The organism is Micromonospora sp. NPDC002296 (genome assembly GCF_040296145.1).
In the GTDB taxonomy this organism is placed as follows: Bacteria; Actinomycetota; Actinomycetes; order Mycobacteriales; family Micromonosporaceae; genus Micromonospora.
This window is the reverse complement of sequence record NZ_JBEOWQ010000001.1, coordinates 15,961-36,471: the sequence shown is the minus strand read 5'-3', so window position 1 is coordinate 36,471 and position 20,511 is coordinate 15,961. Positions and strand designations below refer to the sequence as shown.

Genomic DNA, 20,511 nt, shown 5'->3' with positions numbered 1-20,511 from the left:
ACGGCGGAGAAAACGATGCGGATGCCTCCACCCGACCGGCCTGGCCGGTCGGGTGATGCTGGTGATCCCCGGTCGGGGAGGCGACGACCGGGAACACGGAGTCTCAGCACACGATGGCGCATGCGGCGCACGGCGTCTACCCCGGGGTGCCCGTTGTGTCCGTCATCGGATCGACGCGGCCTTCACCGGCGGGCCGGTCGCCGGGGAGGCCGGGGTCACCGGGTACGTGGGCCGTGCGCCGGGACCGGCGGGGGCGGTGCGGCGAACCACGGGTCGGCGGTCAGCTCCCGGTACGCGGCCAGCCCCTCCGGGTCATCGTTGAACGTGCTGTCGTACACGGGCTTCGTGGTCTGCTTCGCGGCGAAGTAGACCACCGCCTTGATCTGCGGGTGCTGCTTGACGTAGTCGCGGGCCTCGTTCAGCCAGGCGGCGCGCTGGCCGGGCCCGCCCGGGTACGTCACCCCGAACTCGCCGATCATCACCGGCCGGGGGTGCTTGGCGGCGAACGCCATGAAGGTGTCCATCTGCTCGGCGAAGCCGTCGAACTCCTTGCCCGGGTACACGTCGGTGCAGAGCCAGTCGACCTGGTCGTCGCCCGGGTAGTACGCGGCGGCGTCGCGCTTCTTGTCGACGAAACCCTGCACGTGCGGACACCAGACGAAGCCGGCGTTGGTGGCTCCCACCTCGGTGAAGATGCCCCGGATCCGCTTCCAGGCGGCGACGTAGTCCTCCGGGGAGTGCACGCTCTGGGTCAGGTTGGGGCGGTCCATCTCCCACCGCCAGCGCAGCAGCAGCGGCACCCCGAACTGCTTGATCTTCTCGGCCCGCTGCCGGATCAGCTGGTCGTACACCCCGTCCCGGATGGACCGGGTGTCGGCGCCGGACCAGGAGATCATCTGGAGCTTCCCGGCCGCCTGGAACGCGTGCTCGGTGGGGCCGGGGAAGTCGTCCTCCCAGTCGTGGAACATGTGCGCCAGGACGACCTTGCCGCGGGTCTGGTCCGCGAACGCGGTCAGCGCCTCGACCCGGCCCTCCGGGGTCTGCCAGTCCGGCTTCACCCAGGCGCCCAGCCAGACGCCCTCCCCGGGCAGTTCGGGGCCGCGCCCGGTGGTGCTCAGGCCGTCCGCCGCGCGGGGGCTCGCGGCCGGCGCGGTGCCGGTCGGCGTGGCCGGTGGCGGCACGAATTCCGGAGCCGGCTCGGAACACGCCGACACGGCCAGCGCCGATCCGAGCAGGAGCACCGCCGCCGTCTGGAACCGCTTCATCGTTGCCGTACCTTCCCCGTGCTGAGGCCACCGGCGTGCCGATGGCGGACGTTCGATGGACAGGCCCGCGGCCGGGACCTCAGCGCCGCCGACCCCGGCGCAGCGCCCGCAGCGCGTCGAGTTGGAGCACCCGGCGCAGCCGCCACACCCCGGCGGCGTACCCGGCGGCGCCGAGCACCGCCAGCACGGCCAGCGTGACCGGCCCGACGTCGGCCACCGTGCGGGCCAGCAGCGCCGGCACCCCGAAGCAGGCCACCGCCAGCCCGGCGGCGACGAGCGTGCCCCGGCCGAACGGGTGCAGCCGGTACGCGTGGTGCAGCTGGGCCAGCGGCACCAGGTTGGTGATCAGGATGGACGCCGACCAGGCGACCGCCGCCCCCATGATGCCGAAGCGCGGGATGAGCAGCACGTTGAGCACCACGTTGACGACCGTGCCGGCCAGCGCGTTGTAGAACGTCCAGGACGTCCGGCCGGCCATGTTGAGCACCGTGTCGACCATGCCGCAGCCGGTGGCCACCAGCATGCTCAGCGCCAGGAACACGGTCACCCGCTGGCCGGCGGCGTACCCGTCGCCGAACAGGTGCAGCATCGGCTCGGCGAAGACCGCGAAGAGCAGGTACGCCGGCCAGGCCAGCAGCACCAGCCACCCCGTGGCGGCCTGGTAGAGCCGGCCGGCGGCGGCCCGGTCGTCGCGGACGAGGTGCTCGGCCAGCCGGTGCTGCACGGCGGTGGACAGCGCCTGCCCGGAGAGTTGCCCGAGGGCCAGGAACCGGGTGGCCGCCGTGTAGAGCGCCGCCTCGGGCAACCCGCGCAGCGCGCCGAGCAGCACGATGTCGAGCCGCTGCACCGCCATCTGGGCCAGCCCGCTCAGCGCCCGGGGGCCGCTGTAGCGCCAGTACGGCCAGAACTCGTCGCGCAGCGACACCGGCGGAACCTGGGCGCCCCGCTCGGCCCGCCGGACCAGCCGGGCCAGCCACCCGGTGCCGAGCAGAGCGGCGGGCAGGTAGGGCAGCGCCCAGGCCAGCGGCAGGGCGGTGGTGGCGGAGAGACCGAACAGGGCGACCAGGCCCACCCCGACCAGTTGCAGCCCGCTCCGACCGAGCCGCTCGACCAGCAGCAGCGGGCGCATCTTGCCGAATCCCCGGCAGGCGGCCAGCGCGAAGTCGCAGAGCGCGGCCACCGGCACGAAGACCAGCAGCACCCGCAGCGCCCGCACCGCCCCGGGCACCGGCTCGTCGAAGGTCAGCGCCACGATCCGCGGGGCGGCCCACCAGCCGGCCAGCGCGATCAGCGTGCCGAACAGCACCACCGGCAGCAGCCCGACCAGCACCGACGCGCGGATGCGTTCCGGCTGGCCGAGGGTGCGGTAGCGGCTGAGGAAGTAGACCGAGCCGACGCCGGTGCCCAGCCGGGCCGCCGCGTACGCGATCATGAAGGCGCTGGTGGCGGCGAAGAAGAGGCCCGCGTCCGCCATGGACCAGGCCCGGGTGACGACGATGTTCAGGCCGAACCCGGCGACCGCCGCGACGGCCACCCCGAGCAGGTTCGCCACGCCGTGCCGTGCCGCCCCGCCCAGCTCGCCGCCCGGGGACCGGGCCGGCGCTACCGTCGCCACGACGGCACGCGTCCCCACCAGGCGCTCAACCGCTCGTCGTACGGGGCGAAGTGCTCCTCCAGCCGGGCCCGCAGCGCCGGGTCCAGGGGCGAGCGGGACCGGGCGTTGTGCTTGCCGAACGAGATCTCCGCCCAGTGCGGCAGGCCGAGGAAGTCGCAGACCGCGTCGAACGACGGCCGGGGGTCGGCGAAGAAGTCGTCCGCGTCGACCACGTGCAGCCGATCCCGACCGAAGATCGACTCCAGCCGTTCGAGCTGCTCGACGTAGCGTCCCCGGGTCAGGTAGGCGTTGTGCTGGTAGTGGTGGCTGTGCGCGGTCGGGTCGGCGAGCAGCCGCTCCCGCTCCCCGGCGATCCGCTCCTCCTCCAGCTCCAGGGCGCGCTCGAAGCCCTCCGGCTCGAAGCCCCGGGCCGCCTCGTGCGAGTGCGCCGAGTACGCCCGCTCCACCGGGTCGCGCAGCAGCACCAGCAGCCGTACGTCCGGCAGGTCCCGCGCGATCCGCTCGCCGGCCAGCGGGTGGAACATGTAGTACGGGCTCGACTCGCCGGTCACCCCGCGCACCCCGGCCAGCTCCCGGACCGCCTCGGCCCGGCGCACCGTCGGGAAGTGACCCAGGTACCAGTCCATCCCCCGGTCGTAGCCGGTGTCGAAGTAGTGCACGCCCTTGTGGTAGTTCGCCGGCAGCACCGCCGGGTGCTGCGAGAGGGTCTTGAACAGCGACGTCGTGCCGCACCTCTGGGCGCCCACGATGAGGAAGTCGGGGGCGAGCCGCGACCCCGCGGTCCACCGGCCGTACGTCCGGCTCACCGACCGCACCGCGCGCCGCGCCTGTGCCTTTACCAGCGTCACTTCGCCACTCCTCCCGCGCCCGGCCGACCGGCCAGGTGATCCTCCACCGCCGGCAACAGCCAGGCGGCCACGTGTCCCAGCCGGGCGCCCGCCTCGGCCTGCCGGTCGCGCAGGTACCGCGCGGCCAGCTCGACCAGGTAGAGCACCGCCACCAGATCGGCCACCCCGGCCGGCTGCCCGAACTCAGCCAGCGGCCCGGCCGCGTCGGCGATCAGCCGCCCGGCCGCCACCCGCGGCTCCACGCCGGCCCGGGTGATCGCCGTCTGCACCCGACGGTGCAGGGCGTCGAAGCCGACCGGCACGTCGTCGGCGAACCGCTCCCAGTCCCAGACCAGCACCCGGCCGTCGGCCAGGGCGGCGCTGTTGCCGCCGTTCCAGTCGCCGTGCCAGGCGCCGAGGTCGAGCACCGGGTCGGCGCGGCGGACCTCGGCCAGCACGGCGCGCAGCCGGGCCGCCTCCGGGCGGTCGCCGAGCGCCGCCAGCTCGCCGGCGAGTCGCCGGGCATGGGCGCTCTCGGCGTACGACCGGCGGTCGACGCCGACGCAGCGGCTCACCGCGACCATGGCGGCCCGCTCCGCCTCGGCGGCCCGCGCGGGGGCGGCCCGGGGCAGGCCCACCGGCAGGGCGCTCTGCACCAGCAGGGCGTGCCCGCCCCAGGTGCCGTGGTGCAGCACCTCGGCCACCGCGATTCCGGGCAGGTCGAGCGTCGCCAGCCGGCTCAGCGCCGCCGCCTCGGCGTCGACCAGGGCCCGGGTGAGCGGGTCGACGCCGAGCTTGGCGTACCCGATGGGGTCGCCGGCGGCGTCGAGGAGCTGGACCACCGGCTTGCGGTTGGCCCGGGCCGGGCCGATGTGGATGCTCAGCAGCGCCGGCCGGCCCAGCACGGCGGCGAGGTGCGCGTCGAGCGCGTCGGCGGCGGCGTCGACCACCAGCCGGTCCCGGAACGCGAGCCGGCCCAGCCCGGTGCGGAACGCCGCCGCCAGCACCGCGCGGCGCAGCCGGGCCTTCGCCCCCTGCGCCTCGGTGGAGTGCCGGACCGCGCCCGCCGCCGCCCGCCGGGAGCCGGCCGGGACCAGCAGCCGGGGGCGCGCGGCCGACGGCACCACCGCGAACCCGGCCCGGCCGCCGCGCCGCAGCGCCGGTCGGGCCGGCGCCGGCCAGACCACGCCGGCCAGCTCAGGCAGGTACGCGCCGCGCGCGTCCGCGCCCGGTGGTGGGGTGAGCATCAGTGGGACCGCCGTTCCGGCCACGCGCGCGGGCCAGTCGTCTCCGGTGCGGCGAGCCGGGCCTCGCGGCGCAGCTCGCGCAGGTGCAGGTCGTTGCGGGCGAGCAGCGCCACGCTGATCAGCCCGTACGCCAGGGTGGTGTTCAGCGAGCCGTAGAGGAACTGGAAGAACAGCATCAGGATCAACACCAGGCTGCCGGCGATGCCGATCGGGGTGTGGTCGTGCCGGAACCGCCACAGGCACCAGAGGAAGAACGCGCTGTAGCAGAACGCGCCCACCCACCCCTGGCCGGTCAGCAGGTTCCACAGCTGGCCGTTGCTGCCCAGCTCCCGGTTGCCGCACTGCTTGCAGTCGGCCGACTTGCCGATCGCGATGGACCGGTTGCTGCCGATCAGCGCCCGGTTGCCGCCGTAGCCGAGCACCGGCGAGTGGTTCGCCGCCGCCACCGCCCCGTTGGACAGGGTGGACCGGATGTCGTCGCTGTGCCCGTTGGCCATTCGCTCGTTGAGCAGGGTGCCCAACGGCGAGGCGAGCACCGCCACCCCGACCAGGCCGGTGGCCAGCGCCAACCCGACCAGGACGACGATCCGGCCGCGCAGCGCCATCCGCACCGCCACGTACACCGCGCCGATCACCAGGCCGATCCACAGCCCCCGGTTGAGCGAGTAGACGATCGGGAAGATGGCGGCGGCCACCACCAGGTACCCGGTGAGCCTGCGCGGCCCCCGGCCGAGGACCACCCAGCCGACGATGAACCAGATCAGCAGGATGGCCATGTTCTCGCCCCAGGTGTTGGTGTACTCGAAGGGGGCGGCCGGGCGGGGCGAACTGGCTTCCCCGGCGAGCACCTCCTGCACCTGGGCGACCTCGACGTGCATCAGCCGGTTGACGAACGGTTCCTTGGCGATGGCGGCGGGGAGGATGTAGTTCAGCGGCGCGACGAACTTGAGCTGGGGAAACAGCGCGCCGACGTACCCACCGATGACGGTGATCACGGCCATGAAGCCGAACAGCTTCACCAGCCGCTTGCGGGGCAGCTCGCGCTCGCTGAGGTTGAGCACGTACAGCATCGTCACGGTCAGCGCGGTGTAGTTCATCACCCGGATGCCCCAGCCGATGTACCGGCCGGACCCGCTCGGGGCGAGCGTGTCGGGCGCGGTGATGCCGAGCATCAGCCCGGACAGCACCACCCAGGCCAGCAGGATCAGCCAGATCCCGAAGCCCGGCGGCACCTTGACGTTGCCGCGCCGGTAGAGCTGGAAGGCCATCGGGACGGCCAGGATGGCGAAGATGAACGAGGGCAGGCCGAGGGCCCACCACAGCGGGTACAGCACGAAGAGCGCGGTCACCGGCCAGGCGGCGGGCAGCCGCAGCGACCAGCGGCGGGCCGTGCCGACCGGCGGGCTCTCCGGCGGGTCGGCCGGACGGCGTCCGGCTCGTGCCGGCTCCGGCCCGGAGGTGGGCCGGAGCGGGGCGGCCGTGGTCATGTCACGCTGACCTTGGCGGTCTTCGGGGCGTAGATCACCCAGGCCGGGCCGGGCTGCGGGCGGACCTGGTAGCCGGCCGTGTCGGTGACGTTGCAGACCATCTTCTGCCCGGGCTTGCTCCACTGCGCCTTCGCGCTGGACGGCCCGGACACCACCACCGCGGCCCCGGACCCGTACACGTTCGCCCCGGGCAGCGAGCGGGGGCTGGGCTTGCGGACGTCGATGGTGCGGTACTCCATCGTCAGCACGACCACCGCGGCGACGCTCACCGTGGCCTTGCCGACCCGGCCGCGCCACGACGAGCTGGCCGCGTCGTACGCCCAGGTCTGGGCGGGGTGGCCGGGCGCGGTGACGGTCAGTCGGCCGGCCGGGGTGACGCCCTGGCTGGCCAGCGGGGTCCCCGGGGCGGCGTGGTCGAGGACGCGGGTCGGCGCGGCGCCGCCCTTCGGGGCCGCCTGCCGCAGCGCGGCGACGGACGCCTGGCCGGACGGGAACGCGGCCGAGCGTTGCGCCGGGGTCACCCCCGGCAGGTCCGCCGCCTCGAACTGGCGGAGGAACCCGGTGGGCCCGCCGGCGTAGCCGACGAACGGTTGCAGCACGCCCACCGTGCGGATGTCCACCGGCCGGATCTCGGCGACCGGTCCCACCCGGGCGGCGTCCCGGGACTGGTAGACCGCAGTCAGGTGCAAACTCTCCGACTCGGCGAACTCCTGGTAGACCAGGTCGGCCTCGGCCAGCCCAACCGGGCTGGTACCGGCGGTCACCCGCAGCGGCACCACCACGGCCTGGCGGGCGGCCGTCGCTGCCGCGGCCGGCTTTCCGGACAGCGGCGCGGCCGGCAGGCTCGGGGTGGGGCTGGGCCGGGGTGCCGGGGAACCCGGTTCCGCCACGTTCGTCGCGCCGGGCGCCTGTTCCTCGGCGCAGCCTGCGCCGAGCACGGCGACGAGCACGGCCGCGAGCGTAGTGCCCAGCGCCCGCCGGCGGTTCACTCCCGCTCCTCGGACGGGTCGAGGGCCATCGAGTACCGGCCGGGGTCGGGGCCGTCGGTGTCCCGGGCGGAGCGGTAGACGGTGGACTTGCCGCTCGGCTTCTGCTGGCCCGGCGGCCCGGGCGGCGGGACCTGGCCCGGCTTGGCCATGCCGGGCGGGACCTGGCCCGGCTTGGCCATGCCGGGCGGGACCTGGCCCGGCTTGGCCATGCCGGGCGGTGCGGTGCGGTGCGGTGCGGCGGTGTCCCGGGCACCCGCGCCGGCACGGGGCAGGATCATCGTGGACTCGAAGTTCGGCGTGCCCGGCTGGGGCCGCCCGGCGGGCGTCGGCCGCGGGCGCGGCGACGGCGGGCCCGCCCGGCGGGCCGGCGTGGTGGGCGGGGCCGGCCGGACCGTCGGGCCCCGGTCGGCGAGGCGGGGGGTCAGCACCGCGCCGAGGACCGGCGCGTCGACCTGCTCGAACTGCTGCATCGCGGCGGTGATCTCGCTGCTTCGGGTCTGCCCGCCCTCGATCACCAGGATCACGCCGTCCACGTGCCGGGCCAGCGCCTGCGCCTCCACCGCCGCCGTCGGCTGGGCCGTCTCGATCAGCACGTGGTCGAAACGGGCGGCCAGCTCGGCGAGGATCTCCAGCATGGTGGCGACGGGCAGCTCCACCTCGGTGTCGAGGTTGCCCGGGAGCAGCACCCGGAGCTGGTTCAGGCCGGGGGCCGGGGTCAGCGCGATGAGCGCCGAGACGTCGTGGCGCAGCACGTCGGCGAGGGTGTGCCGGGGCCGGATGTCGCCGAGCATCCCGGCCAGCGGGGAGTCCGGCTTGGTGGTGACCACCGCGACCTGGGCCCCGGTGCGGGCGTACGCCGCGGCGAGGTTGCCGACGACGAAGCCGGCGGCCGGGCCGCGGGAGGTGTCGGTGAGCAGCAGCAGGCGGCCCCGCCCGGGCCGCGGTTCAGGCATGGTGGACAACAGCACGTTGCGCAGCCGGCCGAGCTCCCGGGCGACCTCGTGGGCCGCCGGCAGGACGGTCAGCCCCGTCGGCCGGGGCGGCAGCTCCAGCAGCATCGACAGGCCGAGCCGGTCGGCCACGTCCCGGCCGCGCCGGACCCGGGTGTCCAGCCGGTCCAGCACCAGGGCGACCACGATGCCGAAGAGCAGCCCGGCGCCGAGGCCGCTGGCGAGGTTGAGGGTGGTGTTCGGCGAGCTGGGCTTCCGGGGCAGCGCCGCGTCGGAGATGATCTCGCCGGGGTCGAGCGCGATGCTCAGCAGCGGGCTCAGCCGGCTGTTGAGGCTGGCGAGATTGTTGGTCAGCACGTTCCGGTCGGCCTCGGCGCGGGCCCGCTCGACCGAGTTGGACGGGGTCCCGGCGATCTTCCCGGCGACTGCGGCGAGCTGCTTGTTGGTCTCGGCGATCTGCTGCTTGAGCGCGGTCGTCTCGTTCTCCAGGGACCGGGTGGCGGTGGCCAGCCGCAGGTCCAGGTACGCCTGGGCGAAGGAGTGCGACCCGGCCTGCGCCGCCTCGGGGCTCTGCGCCTCGTACACGATCTGGAGCACCTGGCTGTTCGGCGGCACGGTTACCGACAGTGAGCGGGCCAGGTCCTCCGGCGGGATGGTCGTCTTCAGCAGGGCCCGAGCCCGTTCGGCCACCACCAGGGAGCGGACCACCTGGGCCTCGGTGTCCAGGTTGACCTTGGCGCCCGGGTTGGCGTCCTGGCCGACCTGGCGGACCAGCAGCGAAGTCGTCGAGACGTACGTGCGGGTCTGCACCTGGCTGACCAACATCCCGGCGCCCGCGCCCAGCAGCGCGGCCACCACGAGCATCCACCACCGGCGGCGCAGCCACTCGAGGTAGGTCATCAGCGTGGGACCGTCTGAGTCGCGCAGATCGGTGTGGTGAGGCGAGGGCATCGGGCTGTGTCGCTTCCTGTGGACCGGAACCGGTCAGTCGGCCGCGGCGGGCGGCATCATGGCGGAACCCTGAGTCTCCCCGATCCGGGCAGTGAGGGGAAGCCGACGAAGGTCCGCTTCTCCGCAGCCGGGTTCGGGGGGCAGGATGGGTGGGTGCGGTTTTGCTACCACATCCAGAGCCACCGGTCCCCCGAGCAGATGAACCGGCTGGTCCACGCCGTGAAGCGGTACAGCCCGGACAGCGTGGTGCACATCAGCCACGACGTCAACGGCCCCCCGCTGGACCTCACCGAGCTGCGCTCGCTGCCCGACGTCGTCGTGCAGACCCACGAGGGCGGCTACGGTGATTTCAGTCATGTGGACCGCTACATGGCTGCCGTGGACTGGCTGAACGACGAGGGGGTGCAGGTCGACTGGCTGGTGAACATCACCGGTCAGGACTACCCCCTGCGGCCGCTCGGCGAGTGCGAGGCGGAGCTGGTCGACTCGGGCGCGGACGGGTTCATGGAGTACTGGGACGCGTTCGGCCCGGACAGCCACTGGCCGAGCAGCCGGGTCCGGTCCCGCTACCACTTCCAGCACCGCCGGCTGCTCCCGCTCACCCCCCGGGGCAAGAAGCTGCTCCGCCCGATCCAGGCGGTCAACCGGGTGCAGCCGCTGGTCCGGGTGCACGTGTCGTACGGGCTGGCGGTGGGCCGCCGGGCCCGCACCCCGTTCGGGCCCGACCTGCGCCTGCACGGCGGGTCGGCGTTCGCCTCGCTGAGTTGGCCGGTGGTGGCGTACCTGCGGGAGTACTTCGACCGGCGGCCGGACGTGGTGTCGTACTTCCGACGCTGCCTCTCCCCGGTGGAGGCCGTCTTCCAGACCATCGCGTGCAGCCCCGGGCTGTTCAACCTGGTGCCGGACTGCAAGCGGTACTTCGACTTCCGGGGCAGCACCTTCAACCACCCGAAGTCGCTGACCGCCGAGGACCTGCCCCGGGCGCTGGCCAGCGGGGCGCACTTCGCCCGCAAGTTCGACTACGAGCGCGCCCCGGAGCTGCTGGACACCCTGGACGCCCACCTGGCCGCCGCCCGCCCCTGAACCCGCCGCCCGGGCGCGTGCCACGCCCGGGGCCGGCGGGCGGGTCAGCGGTAGTCGTAGCGGCGGCGCAGCGGCCAGGTCAGCGCGCCGACCAGCCGGCGGTGGCCCGGGGCGTACTCCCGGCGCCACTTCTCGTCCAGCGCCAGGGTGATGGGGCCGCTGCGCATCCGGATCCGGCCACCGGCGACCGCGTGGGAGCCGGCCTGCTCGAACTCGTTGTCCCGCAGGAACTCCAACGGGTCCACGACGCCGGTCACGTCGGCGGTGAGCGCGGCGATCCGGCCCAGCTCGGCGCGCGGGTCGCGGACCAGGTCCTCGTACCGGACGGTGACCCGGGGGACGCCACGACGGGCCAGCGCGGCCACCATCGCGTTGACGGTGACCCAGCGCCGGGCGGTCAGCCGGGCCGAGCGCTGGTTCATCCGGCCCTTCGTCGAGGTGCCCTCGGGCAGCTCGACGACCTGGCTCCAGGAGTACGCGACCCCGCGCGGGTCGCGCAGCACGTGCACCAGCCGCAGGTCGATCTGCGGGGCCCGGGCCAGGATGTACGCCAGCGAGGGGCGCTTGGTCGAGTCCACCACAACCTTCGCCCCGGACACGTCGGCCACCGCCCGGTAGAGCTTCGTCAGCAGCTCGATGTAGCGGTCCAGGTCCCGCCGGAACGCCGGGGACATCCGGGAGTTCACGATCAGCGGCAGCTTTCCCGTGGCGTCGACCCGGCGTTGCAACGCCCGCACCTCGGCCACGTCGACCTGGGCCCACCCGCCGTACGCCCGCCGGCCGACCTCGCCCCAGAACGGGCAGGCGTCGAAGTGCTCCCCGCAGGCGCAGCGGAAGTTCCGCTCGACGCCGGACTGCCACAGGTAGAACAGCTCGCCGACGTCGCAGTGCCCGACGAACTGGCCGAGCATCAGGTCGAGCAGGGTCGAGCCGCTGCGCGGCATCCCGCAGACGTACAGGACGGTGACCGCCCGGGTGCCGCCGCCCTGCGCCGCCTCGGCCGTGTCGGTCATCCGCCATCCTCTCGCCCGGGTTGCTGTCAGCAGGCAGTCTAGGCACGGGACTGCGGAGTGAGGCACTGGCGAAAGGGCCGCAGCCAACCATCCGACAGGTCCGATGATGGTGAGAGCCACTTATGTTCCTGGCCGGGTGGCCGATACATTGTTGCGGCGCCGCGCCGTCCGGTCGACCGCCCCCCGTGGGCGTGTCCCGGGGCTCGGCCGGGGCCGTGGGAGGCGGGTGACGTGGAGTCTGGTGAAGTCATGCTCGTCGGATCCAGCGGCGGGCACCTCGCCCAGCTGGTGGCGCTGCAACCGTGGTATCGCGACCGGGCCCACTCCTGGGTCACGTTCGACACCCCGGACGCCCGGTCGCTGCTCGACGGCGAGGACGTGGTCTGGGCGCACCACCCGACCACCCGCAACGTGAAGAACCTGGTCCGCAACATGTGGCTCGCCGTCCGGGTGTTCCGCGGGCGGGACGTCGCCGCGGTGGTCACCACCGGCGCCGGGGTCGCCGTGCCGTTCGTGGTGGTGGCCCGGCTGCGTCGCATCCCCACCGTCTACATCGAGGTGTACGACCGGATCGACACCGCGACGCTGTCGGCCCGGCTGTGCCGGCCCTTCCTCTCCGCGATGCTCGTGCAGTGGGAGGAACAGCGCCGGCTCTACCCGAAGGCGACCGTGGTGGGAAACCTGCTGTGAGCCTGCCGATCCCCCGCCAGCGCACCAATTCCCCAGCCCGGCGCACCGTGCTGGCCATGGTCGGCACCGACGTGCACCGGTTCGACCGGCTGGTCGAGTGGCTGGAGCGCTGGCACGCCGGCCGCGACGCCCTCGCCCCCGAGGTCCGCCTCGTCGTCCAGCACGGGCGCAGCCGCGCGCCCCGGCTGCCCGATGCCGCTCCGTTCCTGGCCCACGACGAGCTCCAGCGGGCGATGACCGAGGCCGACCTGGTGGTCTGCCACGGCGGGCCGGCCACCATCACCGAGGCGCGCCGGCACGGGCACCTGCCGATCGTGGTGCCCCGGGACCCGACCCGGGACGAGCACGTCGACGACCACCAGCAGCTCTTCTCCCGCCGCCTCGGCGCGGCCGGGATGGTCCGGCTGGCCGAGTCCGAGGCCGACCTGGTCGCGGCCCTCGATCGGGGGGTGGCCGACCCGCAGGCGTACGCGCTGGCTGCCGACCCGGGCCGGCCCGATCCCCGGGTCGCCGCCGCCACAGCGGTGGGTCGGATCGTCGAGGACCTGGTCCGGACCAGCCGGAAGCCGGGGCGGCGCAGGTGGTGGCGGTGAACGCCCGGGTGCTGTTCGTCGGCGGCCTCGGCCGCAGCGGCTCCACGCTGCTGGAGCTGATCCTCGCCCAGCACCCCGACGTCTGCGCCGTCGGTGAGGTGGTCCACCTGTGGGAGCGGGCCCTCGGCGGCGACGAGCGGTGCGGCTGCGGGGAGCGGTTCACCGCCTGCGACTTCTGGCAGCGGGTCGGCGAGCACGCGTTCGGCGGCTGGTCGGCCGTCGACCGCGACGACGTGCTCGCGCTCAAGGCCACCGTCGACCGGACCCGGCACATCCCCCGGCTGGCCCGGGGCGACCTGCCCGACGCCGAGCTGGCCGAGGTGCGCCGCTACGCCGACCTCTACACCCGGATCTACGCCGCCGCGATGGCGGTGACCGGGGCGCAGCTCGTGGTGGACTCCAGCAAGCACGCCTCGACGGCGTTCGCGCTGCGCTGGGCCGACGACCTCGACCTGCGGGTGCTGCACCTGGTCCGGGACAGCCGGGCGGTGGCCCACTCGTGGGCGAAGCAGGTGCGCCGGCCCGAGGTGGTGGACGCCGAGGCGTACATGCCGACCTTCTCGCCGTTCACGGTGAGCAAGCTGTGGACGGCGCAGAACGCCGCGTTCCACCTGCTCGCCACCCGGGCGCCGGTGATCCGGCTGCGCTATGAGGACTTCACCGCCGACCCGCGCGGCACCGTCTCCCGGGTCCGCCGCTTCGCCGGCCTGGCGGACACCCCGGACGCGCTGCGGGTGCTCGACCCGTCGCCCACGCCGCTGGTCCGTGCGCACAGCATCGCCGGCAACCCGCTGCGGTTCAACGCGGGGCCGCTGCGCGTCCGGCAGGACGATGCCTGGCGCACGGCCCTGCCCTCGCGCAGCCGGGCGGTGGTGAGCGTCGCGACGCTGCCGCTGCGGCTGCGGTACGGATACGTCGGCCTCGGCCGCCCGGGCTCCACGGAGGCACCATGACCGAGCCGTTGAACGAGCACCCGTCGGTGACCGCGGTGGTCCCCACCCGGGACCGCCCGGAGCTGCTGCGCAAGGCCCTCGACGCGATCCTCGGCCAGGAATACCCCGGCCCGGTCGACGTGGTGGTCGTCTACGACCAGTCCGAGCCGGACCGTTCGCTGGCCGACGACCCCCGGATCACCGTGCTGGTCAACCAGCGCACCCCGGGCCTGGCCGGCAACCGCAACACGGGCGTCCTGGCCGCCACGGGCGACCTGGTGGCGTTCTGCGACGACGACGACGAGTGGCTGCCCGGCAAGCTCGCCGCGCAGGTGGCCGCGCTGCGTGCCGCCCCGGACGGGGCGTTCGTGAGCTGTGGCATCCGGGTCGACTACGACGGCCGTCCCCCGGTCGACCGGGTGCTCTCGGTGGACCGGGTGCCGCTGGCCGCCCTGCTGCGGGACCGGCACACCGAGCTGCACCCGTCGACGTTCCTGATCCGCCGGGACGCGCTGCTCGACGGGATCGGGCTGGTCGACGAGGAGATCCCGGGCAGCTACGCGGAGGACTACGAGTTCCTGCTCCGGGCCGCCCGGCACGCCCCGCTGGTGAACATCGTCGAGCCGTACGTGACGGTGCGCTGGCACAAGCAGTCGTACTTCGCCCAGCGCTGGGAGACCATCGCCACGGCGTTGCAGTGGCTGCTCGGCCGGTACCCGGAGTTCGCCACCGTGCCGGCCGGCGAGGCCCGGGTCAGCGGGCAGATCGCCTTCGCCCAGGCGGCGCTGGGCAACCGGGGCGAGGCGGTCCGCTGGGCCCGGCGCACGCTGGCCCGCAACCCCCGGGAGCCGCGCGCGTACCTGGCCCTGGCCGTGGCCAGCCGGGCCGTCGACCCCGACCGCGTCCTTCGTACGTTGCACAGACGCGGCCGGGGGATCTGAGCGTCAGGAGGCGGCGCACCAGGCCCGCCACGCGTCCCGGCTGGGCGCGTCGGTGAGCCGGAAGTCGCCCCCGGCGACCTGGTAGTCGTAGTAGGCCACCCACAGCGGGCGCTGGCCGTCGAGGTACCGGCTCATCGCCCGGATCCAGTCGGCCCGCCCCGCGCCGCTGTCCCCGGCGATCCGGACGCTGCCGGTCTCGGCGAGCCCCCACGGCTTCCCCAGCGCCTTCGACTTGGCGATCATCGGGGTGAAGACCTGCGCCGGGTCGGTGTACCGGTTGAACTTGCCACCGCTGTTGTAGCAGTCCCAGCCGAGCACGTCGATCGCGTCGCCACCCGGCCAGTAGTCCTCGAAGGTGCGGTTCGAGTTCGGGTTCAGCGTCCAGCACATCAGGATCAGCGTGGCCCGCAGCCGGGCGTTGCCGGCCCGGTCGGCGAGGCCGGCGAGCCGCTGCCACGCGGCCCGGTACTGCCCGGCGGTGTACGAGCCCCGGGCGATGTCGTCCTCCGGCTCGTGGAAGTACGACCAGTAGACGTCCAGGTTGCGGGGGACGGAGCGGAACCAGTTGGCGAGCCGGGAGTCGTGCCGGCCGGCGGCCACCTCGCCGGGCGGCGCCTTGAAGGAGACCACCACGGTCCGGTCGGCGACGTCGGCGCGGCTGCCGGACCAGGCCGGCGGCATGCCGGGGTAGAAGACCCGGACCATGCGCAGCGGGCCGTAGCTGCGGTCGGACCGGGCCAGCCCGGTGGCGAAGCTCTCCCCACCCTGAAGGTGGATGCTCGCCCCCGGGAGGGTGTTCCGGCCGCCCGGTAACGCGCCGGCCTCCGTCCCGCCGCTGACGCCCGGGCTCGGCGAGGCGGACTTCGGGCTTTTGCCGAAGCCCTCGTTCCCGCTCGGCGTCGGCCGGGCGCCGGGGGCGGCCGGGCCGAGGCCCGCGCCCTCGGACGCGGCGTCGGTGATCGTCGGTGCCGGCCGCCCGGGCAGGTCCCCGTTGGTGGCCAGGGCGACCGTGGTGCCCAGCGCCACCGCGCCGGCGGCCACCGGGAGCAGCAGCCACCGGCCGAGCCGGCGGCGCGGGCCGCCGGGTTCGGCCGGGGCGGGGGGCAGGGCGGGTGCGGTGGTGGGGCCGGAGCTCATGACCCTCCTCGGGTCGGCGGTGTCGATGGGACCGGGCGGGAGCACCACGACCGCGCCCGCCGGGCGGCGGATCCGTCGGTCAACGGTGGCGGTCGATGGCCGCCAGCAGGGACTCCGCGTGCTCCGGGCGGCAGACCAGCAGGTCCGGCAGGCGCGGGTCGTCCCGGTTGTAGCGCAGCGGTGAGCCGTCGATCCGGGACGCGTGCATGCCGGCGCCCAGGGCGACCGCGACCGGGGCCGCCGAGTCCCACTCGTACTGGCCCCCGGCGTGCACGTACGCGTCGACCTCGCCGGTCACCACCGCGCAGACCTTCACCCCGGCCGAGCCCATCGGCACCGCCCGGGCGTCGATGCCCTCGACCAGTTCGCCCACGAACGCGGGCGGCCGGCTGCGGCTCACCGCGATCCGCAGCGGCCCGGCCACGGCGGGCACGGCGGGCTCGGCGGTGCCCAGGACCAGCGGCGTGCCGTCCGGCGCGGTACGGGCCGGCATGCCGACCGCGCCGGCCACCAGCGCGCCGTCCGGTCCGGCCGAGCGCTGCCAGAGCGCCACGTGCACCGCCCAGTCGTCGCGCCCGGACTCGGAGAACTCGCGGGTGCCGTCGAGCGGATCGATGATCCACACCCGGTCCGCCTCCAGCCGCGCGGGACGGGCCCCGGCGGCCGGGTCGCCGGCCCACGCGCGCCGGCTGTCGGCCTGCTCCTCGGAGAGCACCGCGTCGGCGGGCCGCCACCGGGCCAGGGCGGTCGACATCAGGTCGTGGGAGACCTTGTCGCCGGCGTTCTTGAGTGCCGCCGGGTCGGCGAAGCCCTGCTCCGCGCGCAGCGCGGTCAGCGCCCTGCCGGCCGCGCCGGCCAGCCACTGTGCGAAGGCCTGGTCGTCGAGCCGACCCGTACCGTCCTCGGTCACGTGAAACTCACCACTCCTCCGGTGCCGGTGCCGGTGCCATCCGTCGGCGCCGCGCGGACGCCCATCCTTCGGCGGTCGCGGGGGCGCGGCCAGGGACCGGTCCGATAATCGACACCTGAGTGTCGCGTACCTTCGGCCGCTTCCGCCTCGGCCGTTCCGCCGTCCGTCCGCTGCCCGCATGTTGAACTTGGCGTGTATGCCGGTCGGATCGCCGGGGCCAGGCCCTAGGCTCGTCCGCATGACCGCCGAGCAGCTGATCTCCTTCGCCCGTGGGGCTCCTTCGCTGGACATCGTCGATGTCGAGGGGCTCAAGGCCGCCGCCGTCCGTGCCTTCGACGCCGACCCTGCCGGGGTAACGGCCTACGGCACCTCCGTCGGCTACCCGCCCCTGCGGAAGTGGATCGCCGAGAAGCACGGCGTCGAGGCCGACCAGGTGCTGGTCACCAACGGTTCGCTCCAGGCCGACGCTTTCCTGTTCGACCACCTGGTCCGCCCCGGCGACGCGGTTGTGGTCGAGCGCCCGACGTACGACCGGACGCTGCTCAACCTCCAGCGGATGGGCGGCGAGATCCACGGCGTGACGATCCAGCCGGACGGCCTGGACATCGCCGAGCTGCGCAAGCTGCTGGAGTCCGGGGTCCGCCCGAAGCTCGCGCACGTCATCCCCAACTACCAGAACCCGGCCGGGGTCACGCTGTCGCTGGAGAAGCGGCGGGAGCTGCTCGACCTGGCGGCCGAGCACGGCTTCGTCATCTTCGAGGACGACCCGTACGCCGACATCCGGTTCCGGGGCGAGCCGCTGCCGTCGATGCTCTCGCTGGACACCCGGGGTGTGGTGGTGCACGCCTCCAGCTTCACCAAGACGGTCTGCCCGGGGGTGCGGGTCGGCTACCTGATCGGGGCGGCGGACCTGATCGCCGACATCGCGAAGAAGGCGACCAGCCTCTACATCTCGCCCGGCATGGTGTCCGAGGCGATCGTGCACCAGTTCTGCGTCTCCGGCGACATCACCCGCTCGATCGAGACGGTCAGCACCGCGCTGGGCGAGCGGGCCCGGGTGCTCGCCGAGTCGCTGCGCCGGCACCTTCCCGAGGCCCGGTTCGTGGAGCCGGACGGCGGTTACTTCCTCTGGGTGGAGCTGCCGGAGGACGTGCTGGTGGACCGGCTCGCCCCGGCGGCGGCCGAGCGGGGCGTCGCGGTGGTCAAGGGCAGCGACTTCGTGCTCGACGGCGGGCAGCACGCGTTGCGGCTGGCGTTCTCGGCGGTCACCGTCGATCAGATCGACGAGGGTGTTCGTCGTCTCGCGGAGGCGGTGGCGGCCGTCCGAGGCTGACCATCTGTCGGATTCCTGACAGAAGCGCGGTGCCGGCCGGGTCGGGTCTGCCGCCCGGCCGGTTCGCGGCCCACAATGCTGCGAGCACCACTCACGTCTCCCGGCCGACCTGCCCCGATGCGGGCCCCGGCCACCCGACCGGTGGTGCGCGCAGCAGAACCCCCGCCCCCAAGGGCGCCGGGTGGGCCGTGTCGTCCCTCACCCCCCTGACGCGGCACGGCCCGCCCCGGCGCCCTCCCGACTCCGCGCCCGGGGCACCCGTCCGCCACCTGCTGAGGCGGCGGCCGACGCCGGCCGGTCGGCGTCGGCCGCGGGCGTACCCTGCAACCCGCGACGGCGTGCGGCTGCCGCGACAGCGTGGGGAGGGGGTCGCCATGTCGGACCGGGCGGAGCGGAGCCGGGCCACGTCGCCGGACGGTGGGCGGGTGATCAAGCCACGGGCCTGGGCCCCGGTGCGGGCGATGACCCGGATCCTCAACCCCGACGACGGCCAGCGCGTCCCCGAGCCCGTCGGGCCGGGGCGCAGCGCGGTGATGGACTGCGGGCTCTACGTCGACGGCAGCCGGCAGCCCGGCGAGTGGCACTACGCGGAGGCGCTGGCCGCGGCCCGCCGCGAGCGCGGGTTCGTCTGGGTCGGCCTGCACGAACCCGACCTGGCCGAGATGTCCGCGATCGCCGATACCTTCGGCCTGCACGAGCTGGCCGTCGAGGATGCGGTCAAGGCCCAGCAGCGGCCCAAGCTCGAACGCTTCGGCGAGGTCACCTTCCTGGTGCTGCGCACCGCCCGGTACTGCGAGCACGACGAGCTGACCGAGAACTCGGAGGTCGTCGAGACCGGGCAGGTGATGCTGTTCATCGGCCCGAACTTCGTGATCAGCGTCCGGCACGGTGACGCCTGCCGGCTCGCTCCGGTCCGCGCCGACCTGGAGGCCAGGCACGAGCTGCTGGAGCACGGCCCCTGGGCCGTCGCGTACGCGATCACCGACCGGGTGGTCGACCTCTACCTGGAGGTGGCCGACCGGTTGGAGGACGACCTGGACGTGTTGGAGGCCGACGTCTTCGACCGGCAGAGCAGCGGCCGGATCCAGCGGATCTACCAGATGAAGCGGGAGTTGGTCGAGTTCAAGCGGGCGGTGGCGCCGTTGCAACGGCCGTTGATGACCCTCACCGCCCAGGTCAACCGGGAGGTCCCGCAGGAGGTGCGGCGCTACTTCCGGGACGTGCAGGACCACCTCAGCCGCACCGTCGAGCAGGTCAACTCGTACGACGACCTGCTCAACTCGATCCTCCAGGCGCGGCTGGCCCAGGTCACGGTCGACCAGAACAACGACATGCGCAAGATCGCTGCGTGGGCCGGTATCGCCGCGGTCTGGACCGCGATCGCCGGCATCTACGGCATGAACTTCGTGAACATGCCGGAGCTGAGGATGACGTACGGCTACCCGGTCGTGCTCGCCCTGATGCTGGTCGTCTCGCTGTCCCTGTACCGCTGGTTCCGCCGCAACGGCTGGCTCTGAGCCCGACGCCCGTCACCCGTCATTCGGCCCGGCCCGGCTGCGACGGACAGGTGCCCTGGAACGCCCGCGGCGCGGGACGACAGGGGTCGTCTCCGCGCCGCGGGCGATGGCCCGAAGGGGTCAGCGCCGGCCGCCGGACCGCGCGGTGTTCTCCTTGCCGAGGGCCGTGGTGAGGTCGTCGGCGGGACGGCCGGAGACGTCCCGGGCGCCCTCGGCGACCGAGGGCACCTTGTCGTTCGGGTGGATCACCGGCTGGGTGTCGAGGGTGCTGGTGGAGGCGCTGTCGCCGCCGGCCACCGCCGAGCTGCCGGCCCCGGTCGGCCCGCCGGCCGCCGGCGAGCCACCGGACATGGTGGACGAGTCGGCCACCTTCGCGCCGTTCGCCGACGGGGTCTCCACGATCAGGGTGTCCACCTCGTCGCGGGCCGGCTCCAGGGTGCGGGCCGGGGCGTACTCGGTCCACTCCTGCTGCTCACGGCGGCGGCGCATGGCCATCGCGCCGGCCAGGCCGGCGACCGTGCCGGCGGCCAGCAGGCCGACCATCGTGCCGCGCGACGACTTCTTCTGCTTCCTCCGCGTGACCTTCAGGCTCTTCGCCTTGACCTTCTTGCTCAGCGCGGCCTGCCGCCCGGCGGCGGCCTTCTTGCCGGCGACAGCCTTGCCGGCCGCCTCGGCCTGGGCGTTGCGGACGGCCAGGGCCAGCGGCGCGAGGGCCGCGACCGTCGACGCGAGACCGCTCGACGCCCGGTCCCGCACCACGAGGGCGGTCGGCGCGACCGCGCCTCGGGCCGCCTGGACCCGCGGGCCGACCGTGGCGCCGGCGCCCCTCGCCGCGTACGTGGCGGCCTGCTTCAGGTGACCGATGCCCTGGTTCAGTTCGACCTTGGCTCGCTGCCCCTGGGTCTTTCGCCGCCCGATTCCAAACACGGTCCCACCTCCTGGGAGTTGTTCCTCCGTCATCCTCCACCTTCGGATGCCTCCGCACTGCCAGATCGGGCACATGGGAGGATCCGCATGGAACTGACCAACGA

18 protein-coding genes are annotated in these 20,511 nt (G+C 74.2%); 7 read left to right on the top strand and 11 right to left on the bottom strand.

Annotated elements, in window-relative coordinates:
- Nucleotides 1-215: 215 nt before the first annotated feature.
- The 7 genes from ABT023_RS00175 to ABT023_RS00145 form a co-directional block, all read right to left on the bottom strand.
- On the bottom strand, nucleotides 216-1,265 hold the full coding sequence (locus ABT023_RS00175; RefSeq protein ID WP_350880022.1) for a glycoside hydrolase family 26 protein: 1,050 nt from the start codon (nucleotides 1,263-1,265) through the stop codon (nucleotides 216-218).
- A gap of 79 nt (nucleotides 1,266-1,344) precedes the next feature.
- A complete protein-coding gene (locus ABT023_RS00170) occupies nucleotides 1,345-2,880 on the bottom strand; it encodes a lipopolysaccharide biosynthesis protein (protein WP_350880020.1) in 1,536 nt (511 codons plus the stop codon).
- Complete coding sequence (locus tag ABT023_RS00165) at nucleotides 2,868-3,728, bottom strand: sulfotransferase (protein ID WP_350880018.1); 861 nt, start codon at nucleotides 3,726-3,728, stop codon at nucleotides 2,868-2,870. Before ABT023_RS00165 ends, ABT023_RS00170 begins: the two co-directional genes overlap by 13 nt.
- A complete protein-coding gene (locus ABT023_RS00160) occupies nucleotides 3,725-4,954 on the bottom strand; it encodes a hypothetical protein (protein ID WP_350880016.1) in 1,230 nt (409 codons plus the stop codon). The genes ABT023_RS00165 and ABT023_RS00160 overlap by 4 nt, the downstream gene beginning before the upstream one ends.
- Nucleotides 4,954-6,441, bottom strand: coding sequence for an O-antigen ligase family protein (locus tag ABT023_RS00155; protein WP_350880014.1), 1,488 nt, complete (start codon nucleotides 6,439-6,441; stop codon nucleotides 4,954-4,956). The genes ABT023_RS00160 and ABT023_RS00155 overlap by 1 nt, the downstream gene beginning before the upstream one ends.
- Nucleotides 6,438-7,430: a DUF3048 domain-containing protein gene (locus ABT023_RS00150; RefSeq protein ID WP_350880012.1), complete on the bottom strand. Its 993-nt coding sequence runs from the start codon at nucleotides 7,428-7,430 to the stop codon at nucleotides 6,438-6,440. Before ABT023_RS00150 ends, ABT023_RS00155 begins: the two co-directional genes overlap by 4 nt.
- Nucleotides 7,427-9,280, bottom strand: a complete 1,854-nt coding sequence (locus ABT023_RS00145) for a lipopolysaccharide biosynthesis protein (RefSeq protein ID WP_350880010.1) — start codon at nucleotides 9,278-9,280, stop codon at nucleotides 7,427-7,429. Before ABT023_RS00145 ends, ABT023_RS00150 begins: the two co-directional genes overlap by 4 nt.
- A 204-nt stretch (nucleotides 9,281-9,484) precedes the next feature.
- On the opposite strand from ABT023_RS00145, the gene ABT023_RS00140 reads away from it, so the two are divergent.
- Entirely contained in the window at nucleotides 9,485-10,414 is a 930-nt protein-coding gene (locus tag ABT023_RS00140) for a core-2/I-branching beta-1,6-N-acetylglucosaminyltransferase family protein (RefSeq protein ID WP_350880009.1), read from the top strand.
- Between the two features lie 44 nt (nucleotides 10,415-10,458).
- Here the strand turns inward: ABT023_RS00140 and ABT023_RS00135 are convergent, their stop codons facing one another.
- Nucleotides 10,459-11,427, bottom strand: a complete 969-nt coding sequence (locus ABT023_RS00135; protein WP_350880007.1) for a sulfotransferase — start codon at nucleotides 11,425-11,427, stop codon at nucleotides 10,459-10,461.
- A 249-nt stretch (nucleotides 11,428-11,676) separates the two neighbouring features.
- On the opposite strand from ABT023_RS00135, the gene ABT023_RS00130 reads away from it, so the two are divergent.
- The 4 genes from ABT023_RS00130 to ABT023_RS00115 are packed head-to-tail and all read left to right on the top strand — an operon-like array spanning nucleotide 11,677 to nucleotide 14,583.
- On the top strand, nucleotides 11,677-12,117 hold the full coding sequence (locus ABT023_RS00130; RefSeq protein WP_350880005.1) for a UDP-N-acetylglucosamine--LPS N-acetylglucosamine transferase: 441 nt from the start codon (nucleotides 11,677-11,679) through the stop codon (nucleotides 12,115-12,117).
- A 56-nt stretch (nucleotides 12,118-12,173) separates the two neighbouring features.
- On the top strand, nucleotides 12,174-12,710 hold the full coding sequence (locus ABT023_RS00125; RefSeq protein ID WP_350880591.1) for a glycosyltransferase: 537 nt from the start codon (nucleotides 12,174-12,176) through the stop codon (nucleotides 12,708-12,710).
- Nucleotides 12,698-13,663, top strand: a complete 966-nt coding sequence (locus tag ABT023_RS00120) for a sulfotransferase family protein (RefSeq protein WP_502890557.1) — start codon at nucleotides 12,698-12,700, stop codon at nucleotides 13,661-13,663. Before ABT023_RS00125 ends, ABT023_RS00120 begins: the two co-directional genes overlap by 13 nt.
- Complete coding sequence (locus ABT023_RS00115; RefSeq protein WP_350880001.1) at nucleotides 13,660-14,583, top strand: glycosyltransferase family 2 protein; 924 nt, start codon at nucleotides 13,660-13,662, stop codon at nucleotides 14,581-14,583. The genes ABT023_RS00120 and ABT023_RS00115 overlap by 4 nt, the downstream gene beginning before the upstream one ends.
- A 3-nt stretch (nucleotides 14,584-14,586) precedes the next feature.
- On the opposite strand, the gene ABT023_RS00110 is transcribed toward ABT023_RS00115, so the two are convergent.
- Complete coding sequence (locus ABT023_RS00110) at nucleotides 14,587-15,720, bottom strand: glycoside hydrolase family 26 protein (protein ID WP_350879999.1); 1,134 nt, start codon at nucleotides 15,718-15,720, stop codon at nucleotides 14,587-14,589.
- Between the two features lie 79 nt (nucleotides 15,721-15,799).
- Nucleotides 15,800-16,630 carry a 3'(2'),5'-bisphosphate nucleotidase CysQ gene (locus ABT023_RS00105; RefSeq protein ID WP_350879997.1) on the bottom strand — a complete coding sequence of 277 codons (831 nt, stop codon included), beginning with the start codon at nucleotides 16,628-16,630 and terminating at the stop codon, nucleotides 15,800-15,802.
- Nucleotides 16,631-16,868: 238 nt separating this feature from the next.
- Here ABT023_RS00105 and ABT023_RS00100 point away from each other — a divergent pair, with 238 nt between their 5' ends.
- On the top strand, nucleotides 16,869-17,963 hold the full coding sequence (locus ABT023_RS00100) for an aminotransferase-like domain-containing protein (protein ID WP_350879996.1): 1,095 nt from the start codon (nucleotides 16,869-16,871) through the stop codon (nucleotides 17,961-17,963).
- Nucleotides 17,964-18,337: 374 nt separating this feature from the next.
- Complete coding sequence (corA, locus tag ABT023_RS00095; protein ID WP_350879994.1) at nucleotides 18,338-19,480, top strand: magnesium/cobalt transporter CorA; 1,143 nt, start codon at nucleotides 18,338-18,340, stop codon at nucleotides 19,478-19,480.
- A 120-nt stretch (nucleotides 19,481-19,600) separates the two neighbouring features.
- Here the strand turns inward: corA and ABT023_RS00090 are convergent, their stop codons facing one another.
- Complete coding sequence (locus ABT023_RS00090) at nucleotides 19,601-20,440, bottom strand: hypothetical protein (protein ID WP_350879992.1); 840 nt, start codon at nucleotides 20,438-20,440, stop codon at nucleotides 19,601-19,603.
- Between the last annotated feature and the right edge of the window lie 71 nt (nucleotides 20,441-20,511).